The sequence below is a fragment of the Methylicorpusculum oleiharenae genome, from assembly GCF_009828925.2.
GTDB lineage: Bacteria > Pseudomonadota > Gammaproteobacteria > Methylococcales > Methylomonadaceae > Methylicorpusculum > Methylicorpusculum oleiharenae.
In genome coordinates this window covers 3491068-3511661 of record NZ_WUTY02000001.1, presented here as the reverse complement: position 1 = coordinate 3511661, position 20594 = coordinate 3491068, and the positions used below count along the sequence as shown (strand labels likewise).

The window sequence follows — 20594 nt, the reverse complement described above, 5'->3', positions numbered from 1 at the left end:
TAATTAGCTGTATTGTTCGGATAATTTAGTCGTAAACTCATCGACGAAAATATACATATCGGCCGTAATCAACTTAATCCGGCTGGCAAGATAGTTGTAACCAAAGAGGGCAGGAATCGCGACCAGCAAACCGGCTACTGTAGTTGCCAGCGCCGCCGCGATACCAGGTGCAATCGCATTGACGTTGACTTCTCCGCTGGCAGCAATGTCACCGAACGTGATCATAACCCCCAGTACAGTTCCCAGCAGCCCCAGAAAAGGTCCGCCGCTGATCGCGATGGTTAACAACACCATCTGATTGTTCAGTTTTTGTATTTCCCTGACCAATGCCGATTCCATGGCGGCTCTTACCGAGTTAATGCCTTTTTCGGAAATCATCGGCTCGCTCACATCCGCACCCACCGCCCTCGCCAAACGCCGGTTCATTTCCTCCACGCCGACATGGTAAAGAATGTAGATGGAGGATCCTGCAAACCGCGCATGTCCGCCGGTCATTGATAACAGAATCGGTGATTCTTCAATGTCTTCATCATCTTCGGTCGTTTCACGATTCAGATTACTGATGTCACTGGCTTTCAGTTTGGTGAATTCATCTTCGAAATTGCGATTTTCTTTATGATTTTTGTTCAAAACGATGGACTTCACTACCATGACGATCCAGCTCATCACAAACATGATTCCGCATAAGCCGATAATGACCCAGCCATCCGGCGTTACATCGCGAAGAGTCGCCATAATCCGGGACTCGCCACCGCCGTCATCGTCCCCGGAGGCATCCTCACCGTAGGTTAACAAGGTCGAGTTAGGGCCTTGCATCAGGGTATCAAAACTCAGCGCATTGGCATCACGAGCGGTTTTATAGAGCACAATATGATCCATCATGCCCACATAGCCGCGGCCGCCTTGCGCATCGGCGCCGATGGTGACATCGTCGGAAAATTCAGTCAGCGAAACAGGATAAGAACCGGTTGATTTACCGTCGATATACAGTGCAATATTACCCGCACTCGCCACTAAGGCCAGATGATGCCAGGCGCCTGCTTCCAAAGGCGCTAAACCGGCAAATCCCTGCTTGACGCCGGTACTGTCGACAACTTCGATAAAAGGCATGCTGTCTCTAACCGATAAAGTCAGGTTCTGCATTGAACCGGCAACCTGGAAAACTACGCTATCGACCACTTGCGCCTGATCGATTTTTAACCACGCTGAAAAAGTCCAGCCTTGCTCAGGACGCATTTGCAATGAAGGCGATGCCGGAATTCTAATAATCTGACTGCCTTGAAACACTGCACCCTCACCTATCAGCCCGCCTTCAGCGATCGTGGCTGTAGCTTCAGACGGGTGATGATTATTTGCGGATAAATCTTTGATGCCTTCTTTTGAGAAAGGGTATGTCAACATCTGCGTGACATCAAATGATCCGGGAGCATCCTGACCGTCAGCCGCTTCAGGATTTCCGGAATAAATCCAGATCGCCGGTTCCGGCATGCCCGCCATATCCTTGGGCAGTTTTACCCAGATAAACGCCATTTCATTAATAGGATCCAGTTTTTCAATAAAAAACTTTAACGGCGTTTGCTCATCGGCGCTCAGCACCCGGATGTCTTTACCATTTTCGGCAAGATCCAGGAAATTACCGAAGTTACCCGTGTGCAATCTGATCAACGCATAGCCGTCATCAGGAATTGTTACGCCCGACTGGGTCAATGTATTCGTATCCAGATTTATTTTTTTCTTGTACGCCCAATCGTCGTTCCACCAGGCGGAAGCGATAGTCGGTACAAAAGCCAATAAAATCAGAAAAAAAGCAAAACGTTTCATTATTTCTCTCAAACTCAAATCAGAATTCAATTATCGCAAGCGATTGTTACATCTATGTTACTTTGTGAAATTTATTGGTCGCGGCGAAACAGTTTTCGCGGCGACCGTGATAAATAAGCGCCTATCAGGTTAAACAGAGGGCTAATTCGCCTCCTCATCGCCGAAACCGAGAATATCAACGCTGATAATGCCTAATGCTGCGGCGCTGGCCATTTTATCGCCGGCGTCCTTGGCCGCATCGCCGGAACTATCGACAGCGTCGGCAACCGCTGCAGCCACATTGCTGACATTGCCCAAACCTGCTGCGAGGCTTCCAGTTGAAGCAACCGGCACACCGACCGATACGCCGCCGACATCAATGTTATCGGACCCGACAATCGCCGTTGCGCCAACCGTGACATCCTTGCCGCCGACACCGGCTTCGGACGCATCGATAATGCCTTGCAATGCAAACAGCAGTGCATCACCTTGTGAGCCGTCCGGAGCCACGTTGGCCCTGATACCACTGCCTGCTACTGCAGGTGGTAATTCAATGATCAAATTGCCTTTCTCATCGAACCTGACAATCGGAACCGGCGCAGCCAAAGCGGTTTTAGCGCCGCGACCGGCGTCAATATTGCCGTCAGTGGAACCGATCATGATATCGCCGCCACCCAAGGTCATAACCCGTGTCGTATTGACCTGGAAATCATCGCGAACCATAGAATGAATTGCCCCTTTTTTGAGCGCCACGATACCGAGTTGCGAGGAGTCTTTAGCGCCGCTTGAATTCACTGCCAAACCGGCATTGACACCTCCATTCGGCGCATACAAATTGATATCGCCGCCATCGGTGCTGTGTATCCGGCTGAAGAACATGGAAATATCGCCGGTTTGTGATGTATCCCGCTCAGCAGCAAATGCGCCGCTTAAAATACTGTCAGCATCATTTCCGTTCTTGAACACGAGACCCTTTTCCGGGTCGATGGTAAAACCATCGTTTCCGGCCAAAACGGTAGTACCGGGGAACAACACTTCAATTGCCGCCAGAATTTCGAGTTGCGCCAAATCCATCTCCTGTTTGAATTTGAATTTATCAGCCTCGTCAGCAGTATTATCAAAGCTGTTTTTCGCATTTGAAAACCGTGCGCCTTGTATTTTCATCATCTCGTTAAACGGCTTTCTGATTGCAGACAGATAGTGCGCATTAAAGTGAGCCTGCTCAGTTAAAGAGAGCTTTTTAAACGCGTCGATCGCAGCGCTTCCGGCTAACGCATCATTGCCGGTGAATCGCCGCATATAATCGATAATACCCTGCTGATAAGCTTGATTAAAAACTTCCCTCTCGATGAGATAGTGACCGGCAAATTCGGCTTGATCAGTTAACGAAAGGTTTTTGAAGGCTTCAATTGCATCACTTTCGGCTAACGCATTATCCTCGGTCAATTGCCGCATATGTTCAATAATGTCCTGCCGATTAGCTTCAATATAAGCATCCCTGTCGGTCACTATCTGACTGACAAAAGCAGCAACATCAAGATTGGTTTTGGCGAGCCCCGAGATCACATCAATGTTGGCTCCATCTGCAGCCAGAGCTGGATTGATCTGATTGCCGACGGTAGTGATGCCTTCCGATGAACCCAAATCGACATTCCGACCGGCAAGAACGGTCAATTGTCCGGGACCTGAAACCTCAAGCTTTTGCACGACGTTGAACAACGCACCGGTTGACGGGTTTCTGGCGATGTCGTATTTAAAATCGCGTCCGGCATTGATAATCGATTCAGCTCCTTCAAAATTATGCTGAATTTGAAAACTGACATTGCGTATATCCTTTCCAGTCATGACCTCCGTCTGTTTGGCCATGACAAACAGAAGCGGATTAATACCTCTGATGTTTCCATTCAGTGTGCTGATCAGTGCAGGTTTTAAATCGTTGATATGATTAGGTACCGGCGCAAACAGCTTATCGGGTTCGTTACTCTGTCCGGAGGAGACCAGTCTCAAATTGGCGTCGTTGTAGCTTGCCGCCGGATATAACACGGAAGGCAGCAAGGCCGGATTAGTGTCCGACATGGCTATGTTGATATTGGAACCGCTGACGCCGGTCTCTATATTGTTCGCTGCAAAAAGCTCGAATTGTCCGGTAGGGCTTGGGAACAAAATCATGCTCTCTTTTAAAACAATATCGCCGTTCAGAGCATAAGCATTAAGAGAAGCCGGATTGACAAAAATAGGCTCTCTGGCGCTACCTGAAAAATTCATGGTATTAGCCCCGGTTCGCTGGTGATTCAAAAAGTCGGTCAGTGACGAAGCATTATTATCGAGACTGATTTTACCGGCCATTGAAATGAACGAAACGGCACTGTCGGCGCTATACCTGAAAAACAGGTTCGCTAAATCCGGCCTTTTGCTTTGCGGTTGCGGCAAAGTCATCGGGTCAATAATCGCCTGAACGGCAATGTCTTTTCCCGCCGTAATATAAAATTGCGAGTCACCTAATGCCAAAACCGGATTCATTTCCGGCTGGCTGACCGTCTTGAATGAACCGGCGGTCAAAGAACCAGCAACATTCAAGGTAGCGGTGCCTCCATCGACATAAAACATCCCCCCTTTCAAATCACCACCCGAGGTAAGATCAAGATGTCCGCCGCCATTGATTTCGACCACATTGGTCAAATAATTCTGGTTAGCCGGATTTTGAGGTGCCACCCGTTGTCCCACCTGCTTTCCGGTTGTCGGTATCACAACTGAAAGATCACTGACATCCCCTTCCGCCCTTATCGTAATATTGCCGCCGCCCAAGGCTCCGACATTTTGACGGTAATCAGGCGTTATGCTCGATCCAACGCGAGTGCCTACAGCTATCCCCCAAGCAGTCGGCCTTTCTCCGGTATGGGTTTCATTGCGCGACCAATTGCCCGTTCTTAACAGCCAATCGGTAGCAATCTGATTGGTCACTGCGCCTTTGATATCCCGTCCGGCTTGGAAGTTGATGTCCCCGCCTTCAAGCGGATATTCGACATAAAAGTTAGAGGTAACGCGCGTTATGGGAAGTCCGAAACGATCAACTTCATCGGGTCTACCTGCGGTATAAACCACCGATTTATCATTTCCGTAAACAATATCGCGTCCGGCATAAAAGCCGATATCGCCCGTGCCGGTGCGTACTTTAATGTTATTGGCAAGCCTGATATCACCCGCGTTATCAGACACTGCCTGAATATCGGCCGAATCGGAAGAACCGGCAACCACCGTGTAATCCCATGAGCGGCCGGTCTGTAACATATCGGTTATGTTCCGGAACAAAGTCGGTGTCACCTGAATAATGCCGTTCGCAAAAGCATCGGTCAGATCCTGTTGCACTAACACATCACCGGACGCTCTGAGCGTTAAATAGCCGGGCGTTTTGTTTGCCCCATAACGCCAGTCGACCAAATCCCACTTCGAAGACAGCGACAGCTCACCATCGGATCTGACTTCGACGCCGGGCGCTATTTCATAACCAGGGCCGAATTTGGCATTGGCAATACCACCGACGGCTATGGCATTCATATAAGACGCGGTGTCGCTTTTAATCGCATCAATGGCCGTAGCATTTATTATGCTGTAATTGAAGCGCTTGAGTGCTTCGATCGTCACAGTCGAGTCGCCGGTTATCGTACCGGCAGAGATTGACGCGATATTGACATCACCGGCTAAACGGTCCGCTCTCAGATGAACCTCACCCTCACTGCCGCCGTTATCTGTAACGGCAATTAAAGCGCCGTTTTCAATTTCGATACCGCCACCTTCTACAGAAGACAGCCTGACCTTACCGCCATTACCGGCCACGCCTTGCGCACTTGCGTTTACAGTTGCCGTCGATGCCAGCGTCAATTTGCCGTTCGAGTTAAGGTTGATAGAGCCGCCATCGGCTCCCCGGGCATTAAGTGTCCCGGCAAGGGTCAGATCGCCGTTATCAGCGGTCAGTTTGATGTTATGCGCATTGACCGCATCGTTCTGAGCGACGATCAAATCACCGTTACGCACCCTTAAATCCACTGCACCGGTAAATCCTGACCCGGTAAAAATAGTGTTAAAGCCACTGAATCCAGCGCCATCCATACTACCGACATCAATACCTACCGCACCACCCAAAGCAGCATTTACGCCACTGGCATTAATTGTTCCATTCAGTATTGCCTGACCTTCAGCCGCCGATAAAGTCAAACTCCCGGCAGCCATTTTCGGGGTATAGGCATTCAGCAACATCCTGCTGCCCGCTTGGGCGATGATATTTTGCTGTTGAGAGGTTAAATCGATGCGTCCGGCCCGTAAATGAACTGGATCGCTCAAACCGGCATTGACGACAATACCTGAAACATCGATCATTGCGTCTTTACCGAGGGTGACATCACCCGATTTAGCCTTCGCTATTACTGTTCCGCTGCGAAACAGCAAAGGCGCATCGATAGCGATAGAACCTGCGCTCAAACTCAGCTCGGCGGCTATGCCGGTCAGTGCAGATTGCGAGGCAGCAGCCGTCGATTTGGTCAGTGTTAATGCATGATCGCCGGCATCGATCGCCGTTTCAGAACCCGTTAAACCGGTGATATAACCGGCCTTGATCGTTATATCGCCAAGTGAAGTCAATTGCGTCACCCCGGAACCGGTCACCGAACCACTCAGATCGAAATGGGTTCCTGATTCAAAACCGGATACAGTAAAGTTGCCGCCGTCCAGTATCAAATGCTCAGCCGACAAAGCTAACTGACCGGTTCCATTTCCGGTAACACTGGTTAGATTGGCATGATTTCTTAACGTGAGAGTTTCGGCAGAAATTCTCGCTGTTTTACCGGCATTATCAAATCCGGCAAAACCGGCCGCATCAAATACCACATTGCCTAATACGACCGGCAAGTTTCGGCCTTCGGCATCAAGCAAGGGTATACCGTCAGCATCGGTTTGATAAATACTGCCGTAAAAGTTGATGTTGCTACGACTGGTCAAGACCAACTCTTTTGAGTTCAAACGACTCAATTGGGAATCATCGAACGATAATCCGGTTAACGCATCATTCACTTCGCCCAGATTAATCGCTTCGGCACCGATGTTTAGCGAATTACCGGCTTCGAGTTCACCGTTCATTTTCAGTTGACGCGTCGAATCAAACAGAACCGAGCCTGTAGCAGACGATACCAGTGTTCCTTCATTGATCATCAAGTCGCCATCAAGACCTTGCGAGCCGGTCCTCCTGATGATCGCTTGAGGACCGGTAGACACGCGCATTAATGCACCGTCTCCGGACACTTCCAAAACCGGCGAGGTTTCCGAAACGGGCTTTTTACCGACCGCGACAACTGAAGCACCTTTTTGTAATTCGACTTTTTGAGTCGCAGCCAGTAGCATTTCCTGACCTTTCAGAACCGTGTCTTCGGTCAATGTCACTGTTTTTGATTTGACATCCAAATTAACAGCACCGGTAGTCTGATCGAATGATCTGACTCCACCTATCAGGAGGCTGCCGACATCGAACGTATCAAGATCGCTGACTTGAAGTTGCACGGTATTGACCAGACCGTTTTTGGTATTAACGACGGCTATGTTTTCAGCAACGATATCGACCAAACCCGCCAGCCCGCCGTTAGCAGCACCAGCCAACACACGAGGCAAATCCAGTTGTGTCTTCGCGTCGAAAATCAAGTGCCCGGCATCCTGAGGCAGTCTCGGCATGGCCGTTTCGCTGTTAATCGCTTGTTGCGCGAAAAATTGATTCGCTGTCGTCAAGTTCAATTGTGAGCGGGTTAACGCAATACTGCCAGGTTCAACTGCGAAGCCCGACCATCGTTGGTCACGTGCCGACGAGCCGCTCAAGGCATTGAAACCAGCGACAACCGAAGCGCCTTCCAAATTGATTGTCTTCGTGCCGGGCACCATATCGCGGCTGCCCGCTTGCGGCGTAATCAAATACGCCCCGGGAAGCAATGCGTAATGAGCCGGCAACAACGTGTAAAAGCCGGATAAAAGCCCGCTGCCTGCTCCCAGAAACAGACTGTCCCCAACCGTTAATCCGGATTGTGGCGACTCTAAGGGATCGAAAGGCGCATAGCCGGAATATCCGGGGATCACGGCGTAAGATTGACTCGTCGCCAAAACATCTCTGGAACCGCCTATGCCGGGAATAAACTCATAAGCCAACAAATCGCCGCCGCCTGACAAATCGATGGTGGCGCCTACCTCACGTTGAATTTTATCCGCTTTGATCGTTATATTTTTATCCGGCGCTGCAACAATCAAGTTTTGGCCGCCGATCGGATAAAGCCATTCAAGGCCGCCTTCGGTTATACCGAAGGGAATAACCTGACCTTCCGCCGAGACTGAAGTGATGCTGTTCGCTCCAAATTTGATGGTTTCCGCCGCATCTAAAAAGATCTCCCCGAACGGTGCCTTAACAATGCCGTTCTGTTGGATATTCGGTGCCTTAACCGTCAATTTGGAATAAGCCGACAAGACAGGACGGCTTTGACCGTTGCCTTTAAATGTGATGGTTCCGTCAGGATTACCGTTAACAACCAGACTAAAGTCCGATAAAGTCGTTGTATGAATTTGACCGGCTGCCAAATTCAAATCGGCTGCTGTCTTAAATTCGCCGACAAAGTCCCTATCCGCAAACAGCAGGCGTATACCACGCAAGCGGATATCATTGCCGGCGTTAAAATTCACTTCATCAAAACCGCTGGTGTAAGTGCCGCCGAACAACTCAATAAGGCCGGCATTCACGGTGAGCTTACCCTCTCCACCGGTTGGGTTACCGTCTGCCGTTCGATTCAATTCCGAACCGATGACGGCATGAGCCGCAGTTAATTCAACACGCCCGCTATCGCCAGTCGCCAGACTCTCCCACCCGTATTTTGGAGTGTCAAGATTAAGCGCATGTTGAAGCGTTAAGTTGACATCACCTTGAAACCGGATTTCGTTATCTGCCTGTAGGCTCAGCGATGCAAAATTGCCGTTTGTAATCAGATTCGCGGAAAGATGGCCTTGCCGTGTCAGGTTGACGGGCAAGTTATCACCCCCTGATTCAAACTCCGGCGTAAAAAGCGTATTTTTTTGTTGAGCCAGATTGAGAATGCCGGGTAAAACCGGGAAATTCAAAACGATACCTTCATCAGTCGGCTCTTCTCTGCGGGTGCTGTCAAGACGAACCGATAAGCTTCCGCCCGAGGTGCCGGGTGCATTGCCGCCTGCGGCCGACATCCGGCCTTCTATAATGACCCCTTCGGCTGCTGAAATTGCGACGTTACCGCCGTGGGAACCGATGGTCAGCGGATCGTAAGACAGTCCGAACCCCCTGGAACTGATCCGCGGCAAATTCAAGACTCCGGTTGTGCCCGAAGCATCAATTAGTGAATTTGCCTTTGTGGCGACGAAGCCGCGCGCAGCATCCAAAGTGACACTGCCGCCATCGTAGACTTCGCCGCTATTACGGCCCAGTACATCAGTCTGAGTAACTGCAATTCCGGAAACATCAATACTGGCATTATCACCCAGCCAAATTCCCTGGGATGGCTGATAAAGCGGATCCAATGCACTGAGACCCTGCCACGGCGTAACAGCCAATGTCACATCGCCGCCGCGCGCAGTGATGGAACCGTCAAAAATTAATGAAGAATCAGAAATCAGTGATACGCGGCTTAGCGGGTCAGCCGAAATAGAAGCATTTCTGCCGACGGCCAGATTGCTGTCCGGATTGGAGCTGATCGTATGGTTAGAGGTCAGTACCAAAGAACTGGGTGAACGTTGAATGGCGGGCAGGACCGCAACTCTTGATATCTCAGCAATACTATCGGTATTGCCTTGCGTAATCGCCGCACCCGTCAAAATACGATTAACTTGCTGCAAGTTTATCTGCGCGCCTTCATCAACGGTCAAGCCATTGAGATTGGCCGTGATCATATAATTTGCAAATCCGCCTTGACCGAAAAAATCGTCTTCAATCTGTAACGGACGCAAGCCTTCAATTTCGTCTTCGCGTCTGCGCCGAATTGCCACCCCATTGGCCTCAAGCTCAAGCGTTCCGCCGTTTCCAAGACCGAATGCCTTGAGCGTTCCTTCCAGAACCAGATTTGAACCGGTTTGTTCGGCGGCTGCAACTAGTTGTACTTTACCTGCATCGCCTGATGCGACCGTGCCGCTGGTATTTATCCAGGCACCGCCGCTGACATCAATTACGCTACCGGCTTCCAGGACGACATCTCCGTTAGCCTTGGCGCTAAAGCTTCCGCCATCAATACTGACCGGCGTAGTGTCGATCAAAGAGAAAGGCGTGACTCTGTCATTGACCCAGGCGCCCTGCAGATCAATATTAGAGGTCTTTCCTATTTTAATAGCCCCGTTCAATTTACCGAATGTTTCGGCATTCAGCGCAGTCGTCAACGCAATATGTGCGCCCGTTCCTTTGATATTGCCGTCGATGCCAATTGCACCGCCTTGCAGCGACAGACTGCCGCCATCGTCCAATCTAACCGTGTTGTTTGCAGCAACCGTAATTGTTCCGTGAGTCAGGATTGATGCATCCTGAATGCCGCTGTCAGCTATTAAACCCGATTGCAGCGCCAGAGCAATAGTCAGGTTTTGATCGGTTACAGGAAATTCATCGTCCAATTCCAGACCGATACTTGCGGTATTCCTTGCTGAAGAAAAAATTACCGATTGCACAGCAGCCGATGCCAAACGCATATCGATCAACAATTCGCCGCCTTTAGCTTTGCTGGCCAACGTCCGCTGCAACCGGCCGCTGACCGTACCCCCATTCAAGTCGCCGTCAAGCAAGACATTCGGGCTAATAATGCTGAGACGCCCGGCATCGTGCCCCTCTATATAGCCTGCCTCTCGCCGTGCCAATGCAAACGGACCATCGACTTTCCAGACTTTCCGGACACCCCATTTTTCGTAAACCTTAACAACTTCGCCATAAACACCGTCATACTTCAGCGAGGGATGTGCCTCACTGATATCGAAAATACGGCCGTTCGACGTCAGTTTTGTTGTCGTGATGAAACCGTCCAGATAAGAGACTGCACCGCCCGAAAAATCGAGCGTCGCGTTTTTTTGAATGATGGTGTCGCCTTCGGAACTTAAATTGATTTCACCGCCTTTCGCCAGCCGTTCACCCAACGTCCGTTGTATCGCATCGATATCCGGCTGAATATCGGCTATCGGGCTGCCTTTACGAATATCAACCAGAATTGTTTTGCCGAATAAAATACCGTCGCGTTGCAGCGGCGAATCCTTCAATTGATTTAAACGCAGTTCGACTTCGATGATATTGCTTTCCATAGCTTTGACCGTCGTATCAACGCCGGAAACATCGATCTTTGCGCCGGAATCAACCAGAATACGGCTCTCGTTTCGATTGACCGAATTCTGCAACGGATTGAACGGATTTGCTGTCGCAACGATGTCAACCTTGCCGCCTGGAACAATAATCTCCGAGCCTTGCTTTAGATGAACCTTGTGCCCCATCACTTCAACCTTGGACAATGGCTGAATCTGCTCGTCGACAGCCGTTTCTCCGGTGCCCAGCTCCGGCAACACTTCGGTACGGCTGTTTTCGCCAAAGGTGACTGTCGCCGACGTGCCTAATCCATCATCGTTGGCGGTCCCGCGCTTCGTCCGGCTGGCAGTCATTTGAAAACCATTCGGTGTAGCCAAAACTGTCGCATTTTCGCGGGCAAGTAAACGAATGTTGCCGTTGATATTCATGGAGGTCGAGGCCGAGACCTTGCCGTTTTGATTGACCGCAAAGCCAACCAGGGTTACTTTACCGCGTTTGGAGGCAATCTCTCCCAAATTATTGACTTCACCGCCGGTTTGCACTTCAACGAGTAAACCGTCGTTTCCCGATTCCTGGAGATAAACTTTATCGGTTGCAGCAGCCAGAATGACTTGCCTATCGTTCGATTCGATATACCCGCCATTCGAGATGGTCGGGGCAATAATCAGAATATTCTGGCCATCCGAGGCTTTGATCTGAGCGCCTTTTTCAATGGTAACCGCCGCTTTGATTTTGTTACCGGCAGCATCGAGTTTAAAACTGCCATCCTGATTTTTTTGATAAAAATCGCCGTTACCTTGAAAGGCGGCAGAACCGTCATTGGCAAATACTTTTGTGATCCCCTGAGTAAACACTTCATCCGATACATCCAGAGTCGACGCCACCAAGCCACGGACATCGACGCGTGAATCCTTGCCGAATACAAAGCCATTTCGATTGACCAGATACACTTGACCGTTTGCAGTCAAGGCGCCGAGTATGCGGCTGGGGTCGTTTTGAAAAATCCTGTTCAGCGCAATCGACGTGCTGCCCGGCTGTTGAAAATGCACCGAATTCTCTTTACCGATATTGAAACTTTGCCAGTTCAAGATCGCTCGGTCCGTGTGCTGATCAATGCGCATTTGATTGCCCAGCACTTGCCGGCTGGCACCTCCCATGCTGGCCCAAACCGCACTGGGAACCGGTAATTCGGCCTGCACTTGTGCCACTGAACCGGCTACCATGGCTCCGGCGATTATTACCCGGACGCAAGCTGCGGTTGGTTTTAATCTGAAAGTTGCCGCGGTAAACCCGGATTGTTTGATTCGTTTGCTGTTAGCCATGCTCGTTGCCTTTACCAAAAGGATTATTCTTCAGTCAATGGCAACCCGGCTATCTTGATCAACAAGACCCGCAGCTTTCCGTCCCCGTCTCACGACGGGTTTGGCTTTTTACTTTATCTTTTGAAACTGTTCACCTCCCCCTTTTTAAAGGGGGATTGAGGGGGATTTATTTAAAAAATCTCCCCTAACCCCTCTTTTTCAAAGAGGGGGACAGAATAGTTCCATCTTTTCTTCGTTCGTAGGAGCGATACCCAAATCGCGATTTTCGAGGTCTGCGCAGGACAGTTTTCTACGCTAACTAACCGGAGTATTAAGGCTTCGATAGTCGCGACGAAGGCCTATGTCTCTCCTACTTAAAATTCCGTAGCCACTCGAAAATGCAGTCTCGGATCGCCGCTTTCTATCGTTCCCTGGGCAATAAACGGAAACGCAACATCCAGGTTTGCTATCAGATATTTCCAAGCCTGTAACCTGAAACCAAAGCCTGCGCTGGCGAGACTGTATTTACTCTCCACACCCGGCAGCACATCCTTGGACCAGCCTTGTCCCCCGTCCAAAAACACCAAGCCCTTCAATTTATTGACGAATTCCCATTCTTCATTAACGGGCAGCAAATGCGGCGAATAAACCTCGAATGACCCCTGAATACCGTCATCCGTTAAAACCTGAGTTTCATAATAACCGCGCACACTTTCGTCGCCGCCGATTGAATATTGTTCATTACTGATGATGGGCGAATCAGAGACTTGCCCGGAAACTCGGCTGATAAAATCAATCCCTTTGGGAAGATTGTGGGTGTAGTCGATACCCCCGTTGAAAATCATATAATTCGGTTTTGCCAAAAATCGCTTGTCGGCAAATTCCTGTTCATCGTTACCCAGGCCCCGAATTGAAAAATTCAGCCCCGTATTGAACGACAGCAAGGATGCCTCACCTCGTAAATTGCCGGAATATTGCACCATGAACGGAACATAGGTAATCGGCGTTTTCAACGAATCGGCACCTATCAAATTTAAATCCTCTTCGAATGATTTGTAATCCACACCGGCGGTAAACGTATGAAAATAATTTTCCTTGGTGGTCAGCGGCACTACGAAACGCGCCCCGTAGATATCACCGATACCAATGACGGATAAAGCACCGGCACTGGCAATTTGAGAATCTGATGACGAACTCACCCCATAAAGTGCTAGGCGTGCATCGGTGTTAAACACCGGCATCACGTAAGTCCCGACAAACACCTCCACTTGTTCCGGTGATTCAGGCGCGGTCTGATACATGAAGGATGCACTGTGAAACTTTTGCCATAAATTGTCATAACGCACGGAAGCAATTGTTCTCAAGCGGCTGGTATCGGCAACGTTACGCCCGTTTACCTCGACTTTACCGTGCAACGGCAGCTCATCTTTGACTTTTAAATCCACTTCCAGCGTTCCCGGCGTTTCCCCGGCCCGCAAAATCGGCACGACAGTCCTGTCCGATGATTCCTTGCCCAGTTCTGCCAGCTGTTCCTGCATTTTCGGTAAATTGGGCACTTTGCCTTCAGCCAGTTCCGGCACTTTGGCCTTGATGCTGCCTAACGAGAAGTAGCGCGAATCGGTCACGCGCAACCGGGAGACTCGGCCCTCGGTAACTTCCAGATAGACGACACCGCCGACGACATCCTGCTCGGGTATGTCGACTGCGATGGTCTGATAACCTTTGCCATGGTAGGCTTCTTCCAATGCGGCACGGGCTTTTTCAACCGTGTCGATATTTTTTGCCTCACCCAAAAAGGGATACACTGTTTTTTCTATTTCTTTTCGTTCCAGTAAGGTATTACCCTTGACTCTCAGTTCCCATAAATCGAAATGATCGGCATCTTCGGCAAAAACCGAGCTGCCTGACAAGCCGGCAAACAACAAAACCCCTACCAGCAACAAACGAAACCAGCAATTTTCCTTCCTGACCATAGATAGCATTTTTAATATTTTACAAACAGGTCAGCCCCCGCATGGCGGGGGCTGTTAGTGTGCATCCTTGCTGACCCTGTTGCAGGGTCAAATTCCTGTTGAAACTGTCAACCTTACAGCGGTTTTTGAGTTGCAGCAGCTGGAATTACCGGTACATTACAGTTGTTCAAAACACCGCCTGCAGCGTGTGAATAACCGATGACCGGTGCTGCTTCATTCAGTATGTGGCTATACGGGTGACCGTTGCTGGCCACGGCCAGATAACCTGACTTACCGAATCGATAAGTGCTCGTTTTGTTAAGCACTGAAGCCACTGTTGAAGGCGCGCCGGCGTCGACAATCAGTTTCTCGATGATTCTCAAAGTATCACCGGTTGGGGCGCCGTTGCCGGATTTACGCCATTGGTACGTAGGCTCTACCCAATCCATGTACGTGCCGTTCGCCGCATTTTGAAGCGTAGGCGCAACACCGTCTATCCTGACGAATTTATAACTTAAGGCATTGTTAGCATTTTTTTCCAGACTTTGTACACCGGTTGCCCAGGCAACAGTTGGACCACCTGTAAATACATCTACGTTGGCTCCACCGACATTGGTGCCATCTGAAAAGTCATCCAGACACAAGTCAACATTGCCTGAACCGGAGTTAAGAATGGTTCTGGGTCCGTCGAATGGATCGTCAAGTTCAGTAGGCTCTAATGCGCCAGGTGAGCAAGGGTTATTCAGGAATTTATTGTATTGCTGCGCACCAGTACCGGAACCCGCTACCCGTTTGCAGATATGGACCAGATTGGTTTCAGGAGCAGTTACGCCAGGGTATTGTGTAAACGGATAGTCCTGACCGTCTTTTTCAAACACAAATTCATCCCAGTTTTTGATTTGACCTGAAATAATCGATGCAACCTGATGCTTGCTCAGGGTCGGCATACATCTTTCATTAACAGCTTCATCTTCAACATAAACACCAATCTGGCAATCACTAGGAATTTTTCCCTGATCTTTTTGTACCACTTGCAAAGCTTCGTATAAGCCGTTAGTTACTGGAATACCGAAGATTAGGGCTGCAACCGCTCTGATTTCCAGCTGCTGGGCACCGGCAGGTGTTATTTCATTGAAACCGACAGGCGTGTTAGGACCTCTGAACTGTAACGGATCAACGTCGGAAATACCGATATTCGGGTATTTTTTAACCAGGCTGTTACCGGTGATCGTGCAATTCCACGTTTTGGTATTAGGCACGTTGGTGCAGTTATTGTTGAAAATATTTAATGCATCAAGCTGAGCGCCGTCAACCAAAGGATTCACGCCTTGTGCTGAACCGCCTGCAGAACGTTTGATGAACAACACTTTTTTGGCACTGGACAGATTAGGCACTTTAGTAGGGCTTAAGGTACAAAAATATGCCGAGTATGCAGAGCCGACTTTAGTTGCATCAGGATCTGAACCGTTACGGTAAAAATCCAGTGTGCCTGCGTCGCACAGGTTTTCAAACATGTTCTTGATAGCGTTATCCATCGCAGTAGCGCCGGACATAAACACTTCAAGATCAGGAACTGTAGAAGTGTTCCAGGCCATTGACGGGCCTGAAAAACCGGTTAATGTGGCAGCAGCAATGGCCGCCGAGATGACGTGCTTTTTCATGGGTGTATTCTCAAAGATTGTTTTATGAAAAGGACATTAAGGCCCGTCTTGTTATCAAGCCGGGTTATAAATTAAGCAGTTAAGGCTTTGCGGCGCTTAGCAGCGAAAAGACCCATCAAGCCTGTACCGAACAGCCATACAGCCGCAGGAACCGGCACTACAGCTGGTGCGCCATAATTTAAGGCCGCTGTTTTAGTATCGAAATCGATAACGAAAGTCCAATCGGCTAATTTCTCTATGCCCGTCAAACCTAAGGATGCAAATTCTCTGTTTTGCCAGTAAAAGCCAAGCGTATTGCCTTCGCCTTCTAACCCGACAGTACCGAATCCAGTTGAGCCGTCCATGTTGTCGCCCCAGGAAGTTCCGAAATAACCGACATCCGCTTTGCCACTGACAGAATCGAAATTGTTGCTGATGTCGCCGCCAGAAACATTAAGCTGTGTATTCAATTTGATTGCACGGTTATTGATTTTTCCAGCCGTATTATTAATAGCAGTTGTTGTTACTTTCGAAATATTTGCATCATTCGAAGTTCTTAACAACCCGTAATATGGAAGTGCTGCAAGCCCACCGGTTAAAGACCCATTTGATGAAGCAATGTTATAAACCAAGGTTTGCTCAGGTTGCGTGGCCGCTAAAAACGCAGCAAACGCCGTGCTGGTTTTGGCATCGATAGACCAGCTTTTAGCTTCTGTTTTTGTATCCAAAAAATCATTATGGATAACGCCCAAATCCAGCGCATATGAAATTTCTGATGCTTCATTCCAAAGATTGAAAACTAATTCGGTCGATGCTGTTGTCACACCGCCTTTAATGGTCGCCTGCGCGCCGGTTGCAGCCAACCCCATCACGGTGACGGCTAATGTTTTTCCTACAATGTTCATAACTGCCTCTTAAAAAGTTAAAGTTTGTTAACAAAAAAACCGGGAGCTGTGCCCATTCGTAGTAAATGGCTGCGACTCGGCTATCTTGCTGGCAAGACCCGTGGCTTTCCGTCCCCGCCTCACGACGGGTTTGGCAACATCATCACACCCGGCATATCCAGCCTTACGCCGGAACTGCCTGTCCTTGTCCTGACCGCTGCGTCGCCATCCCTCCCTTTTCGACTTTCTTCAACGGCTGGTCTTTAATCCTGTCCCTATCGACCTGCATGCTTCCTGCTACATTCAACTTGGCGCAAATTCTTTCACACTCAACGCACTCTAAGTTTTACAGTTGTGTTAAATTTTGATGACATGTAATACGAATTAATCAAAATCAAATTTAAATACGTTTAATTTATCTCTGTTTCTTTACACGATTTTGACAGCCAAAAATTGGACCGATGTTGATATTTCGGGATAGCAGCAAGGCGTTTTATTCCCGCTAAGTAGCCGATTATTATGTTTTTAAATGACTTTTTTATGACACAAAGTCTAACAAGTAAAGTGACTCGCCTTTCCTGTTAAGCAGAGGATTCATCGAATCTGCTATTGCACATTCCTTTTATTTTGTAGAGCACTCTCTTTATTCAAATTGTTCATTGTCGCAATTCTGTCATATTGATCTTTTAAATTATCCGGATTGATGTAGCGGTAAACCGGGTATTTAACGTGAGTGAAATAAAACAGATTGTTTCGATGCGGCTTGAAAACACCAAGCGAGAGCAGGTTCAGGCGCTGGCCACCCGCCTTTATGTAAGGGAATCGGATTTGTACCGTTTTGCTGTGGCTTATCTTATAAGCAAATTGGAGCACATCATGGATAGTTCGCACGTTGGCAGTGAATTACTGCCTTTGTTGCTGGAACTTCGAGAAGAAATCAACAGCCATTTAAATATCAAAAAACATCAACTGTTTAAAATTGTGAACTCAGGTCATACCCCACCCGACAAATTTGTAGCAATGGCCGATATTGAATTATTGCTGATGCCGCAACACAGTCTAAAACAGCACCTGCTGAAACTGGGTGAACGGCCTAAAGACAGTAATGATGGAGAAGAGTGGCTTAAAAGCTATCTTTATAAAAAATACGACTTAAGCGAACCGGACGCATTGCCGGATCGGATTTAACGTCAATCTGTCAATCAACAGACGCGACAGTCAACGCACCTGGGAGACATAATGAGCAATCCACTTCAACTAATTTAGCGGTATGCCTCTGACGCAAAGGGCGTGATTTTCCATCACGTCGATTCATTGCATCAAATAGCATCACTTCCAATTTTATAACTTCACGCTCATGCTCAAACAGATAAAGTGTTGGTCTCATGCCGCCTTGCGCCATAAACCGGCCGGTATCGTTCAGCATGATATTTACATGTAACAGTTCGTGCAGCAAAGCATCAGCCGGTGCTATATAACAGGCAGGATTTCCTGAGCATTGGTTATGAAAGCCAAATTTGGCGCCTGTTCGCGAATCAAAAAAAACTGTCGTGGAATCAACCTTAAAACGGTTTCCATACGCTTCGGTTTCCCATGTGTTTTTCCGGTATTGTAAACTGAGTGGTTTATTTTCCAGGTTTTTCAGTAATTCAATGGTGTCGCTAAACTGCGCGTAATAGCGGGCCATATGATCCAAATCGGCACGAATACCAGCAGGATCTCCGGGTTTTTGCTGATAGGCTTGATGTAATAATCGCCTGATTTGCCTGAATGCGGCCTTATCAACTTTCATTTTAGTGCGGACTTGCCGGTAACTTGGACTGAAATCTTTTACTGACGGCGCCGAACGCGTCAAGCGTAGATTATTTTTTTGATCTTTTTGGAGTATTAAAGCATCGATTCTATTTGCTGGAGTGACAGGATTTGAACTGATAGAAACTGTCATCCGTTGCTGACTCAGAAAATCCGCTTTTGATTGTGAAGTAGCAATCAGTAATCCTATGCACAAAGACAGCACCATGGCTGATTTTTGTCTGCGCTCAGACCCGTATTGCTCGGCTCTTTGTGCCCTGCTGTCTTCTTTTAAGCGAATGCCATAGTGTTTTGTTATCTCGGATAAAGCGTCAAAGGCTTCAGGATGCGTGTTGTTTAGATCTTTATTGCAGATTAAAGCCCGGTGTTCGTCAATCAGGCAAGGATGAAGAAAATCACACTCTGAAAATTCCTGCGCCCAATTTCTTAACTTTTCAACAAAAACAGTGAGTTGTTGAATTTGGCTATCAGTTTGAGGCCGGTAAACGCTTATTAAAGCGGAAAGTGCGTTCATAAATTTCCTGAGCGATTTAAGCTGATTAATCGAGTATGAAGTCTGTAGACGTGAAAACCATGAAACCAGTCATGATTTATTCGTTAGTATCAGAATAGATTAAACAGCGAAATCCTGCAGTAAGGAAGCTGAATTAAGCGTATTGCGGCGCCGAAATCGCAACTTCAAAAACTAAAAAATCTGAAGCCACGCTTTAATAGCCCCGTTCTATTAACAAAATGGCGTTAACGTTCTTGTCATTTAGCGTTTTCGTTTTGATTCAGTCCAGGAACGTCAATTGTTTGATAAGGTGATGAATGTAAAAAAACGGAAGGGTCCAACTGATTTAATAAAATTGCATTCAGTGTTATTTCTTCATACAACCAAAAATACAAGTTTTTTTCAAATACACGGCGCCGGTTCAAATAACGGAATTTGAACCACCTATTTAAAACCAGCTGACTTGTGCTGCCTTCTGATTCAATTTCGTATCCATTTAAATTTACTTTGAATTGACTGAATCGAACCGTATTACTTTTATACTGTGAAAAAATCAAATCAGTTTCAAAGCTACCAAATCTGTGATGATCTATCAGGCATTTTTGATCACCCGTAAAGGTTGCGGGAGGACTATTTATGCAGAATTGGTCTGGAATGTATGATCTTTTCTCTGCGTGATAGTCCGTCAATTCACTTTTATCCCATTGCTTAAGGATGGTTTGCAAAATAATTAAAGTCATTCACTTAATATTGCGTGAGTCGAGTAAATAGTTTGCGATTTTTCATAAATCTGACGGACTGAGAGCTTAAATTTTCACCATTGTGATTCACCGGTTTCCGGGTCATACATTTCATGACTGATTTTATGTCTGTTGGCAATCAATTCTTCAATACTTGGCGAATTGCTAAGTGCGCGGTGGATAGCCAGTTTCATTGCTTCGTAGTTCGTTCGATATAAATCTTTTCGATCTAAATCCGGATTGGTAGCGCACTCAGGCGCTATCCAAAGCATCGCAATAATACACAGATCATTAGCTTGTATTCTTGGAATGACACCTTCTATTACGCAGTCAAGCACAGCATCTGCAACGGCTGATTGAACAGGCCCCCCCAAAAGATTGACATAAGCATTGGATTTAATTGTAACTTTAGGAACCATCAAGGTTGCCGGGCGAACCTGTTGATTGCAGGCTCGAATAGCAAACATACGGGTGTGTCCGGCAGTTTGCCCCATGAGATTTGCGAAAGCATGACCTGCAGGACCTTTGATATCGCCAATTAAAATTTCGGGCATTGCATCGGTACCCTGCCCTTCGCTTGAAAATACAGTCGCTTCGCCGGTTCTAAACCATATTGTTTCTGACATGATACTTTTGTCCCCCAGAAAATAATT

At 48.0% G+C, this 20594-nt stretch carries 9 protein-coding genes and 2 riboswitches; of the genes, 1 reads left to right on the top strand and 8 read right to left on the bottom strand.

The genetic code is table 11. The features are described from left to right. Positions 1-3 precede the first annotated feature (3 nt). The 5 genes from GO003_RS15840 to GO003_RS15820 all read right to left on the bottom strand — a co-directional run bounded on the left by GO003_RS15840 (position 4) and on the right by GO003_RS15820 (position 16917). Positions 4-1821 carry a DUF2341 domain-containing protein gene (locus GO003_RS15840; RefSeq protein WP_159652928.1) on the bottom strand — a complete coding sequence of 606 codons (1818 nt, stop codon included), beginning with the start codon at positions 1819-1821 and terminating at the stop codon, positions 4-6. A 141-nt stretch (positions 1822-1962) separates the two neighbouring features. Next, the gene (locus GO003_RS15835; protein ID WP_159652930.1) at positions 1963-12441 is read right to left on the bottom strand and encodes a filamentous haemagglutinin family protein; all 10479 of its coding nucleotides are present in this window, start codon (positions 12439-12441) and stop codon (positions 1963-1965) included. 36 nt (positions 12442-12477) lie between these two features. Further along, a riboswitch (cyclic di-GMP riboswitch) is annotated at positions 12478-12556 on the bottom strand. 238 nt (positions 12557-12794) lie between these two features. Next, complete coding sequence (locus GO003_RS15830) at positions 12795-14402, bottom strand: ShlB/FhaC/HecB family hemolysin secretion/activation protein (protein ID WP_231089025.1); 1608 nt, start codon at positions 14400-14402, stop codon at positions 12795-12797. A gap of 104 nt (positions 14403-14506) precedes the next feature. Then, complete coding sequence (locus tag GO003_RS15825; RefSeq protein ID WP_159652932.1) at positions 14507-16033, bottom strand: hypothetical protein; 1527 nt, start codon at positions 16031-16033, stop codon at positions 14507-14509. Between the two features lie 71 nt (positions 16034-16104). Continuing rightward, positions 16105-16917: a PEP-CTERM sorting domain-containing protein gene (locus GO003_RS15820; RefSeq protein WP_159652934.1), complete on the bottom strand. Its 813-nt coding sequence runs from the start codon at positions 16915-16917 to the stop codon at positions 16105-16107. 67 nt (positions 16918-16984) lie between these two features. After that, positions 16985-17062: riboswitch (cyclic di-GMP riboswitch) on the bottom strand. A gap of 563 nt (positions 17063-17625) precedes the next feature. Here GO003_RS15820 and GO003_RS15815 point away from each other — a divergent pair. Further along, positions 17626-18084, top strand: coding sequence for a hypothetical protein (locus GO003_RS15815; protein ID WP_231089024.1), 459 nt, complete (start codon positions 17626-17628; stop codon positions 18082-18084). 10 nt (positions 18085-18094) lie between these two features. On the opposite strand, the gene GO003_RS15810 is transcribed toward GO003_RS15815, so the two are convergent. The 3 genes from GO003_RS15810 to fae all read right to left on the bottom strand — a co-directional run bounded on the left by GO003_RS15810 (position 18095) and on the right by fae (position 20567). Then, positions 18095-19222, bottom strand: coding sequence for a hypothetical protein (locus GO003_RS15810; RefSeq protein ID WP_159652936.1), 1128 nt, complete (start codon positions 19220-19222; stop codon positions 18095-18097). A 236-nt stretch (positions 19223-19458) separates the two neighbouring features. After that, the gene (locus tag GO003_RS15805) at positions 19459-19941 is read right to left on the bottom strand and encodes a hypothetical protein (RefSeq protein WP_159652938.1); all 483 of its coding nucleotides are present in this window, start codon (positions 19939-19941) and stop codon (positions 19459-19461) included. A 74-nt stretch (positions 19942-20015) separates the two neighbouring features. Further along, on the bottom strand, positions 20016-20567 hold the full coding sequence (fae, locus tag GO003_RS15800; RefSeq protein ID WP_159652940.1) for a formaldehyde-activating enzyme: 552 nt from the start codon (positions 20565-20567) through the stop codon (positions 20016-20018). Positions 20568-20594 lie beyond the last annotated feature (27 nt).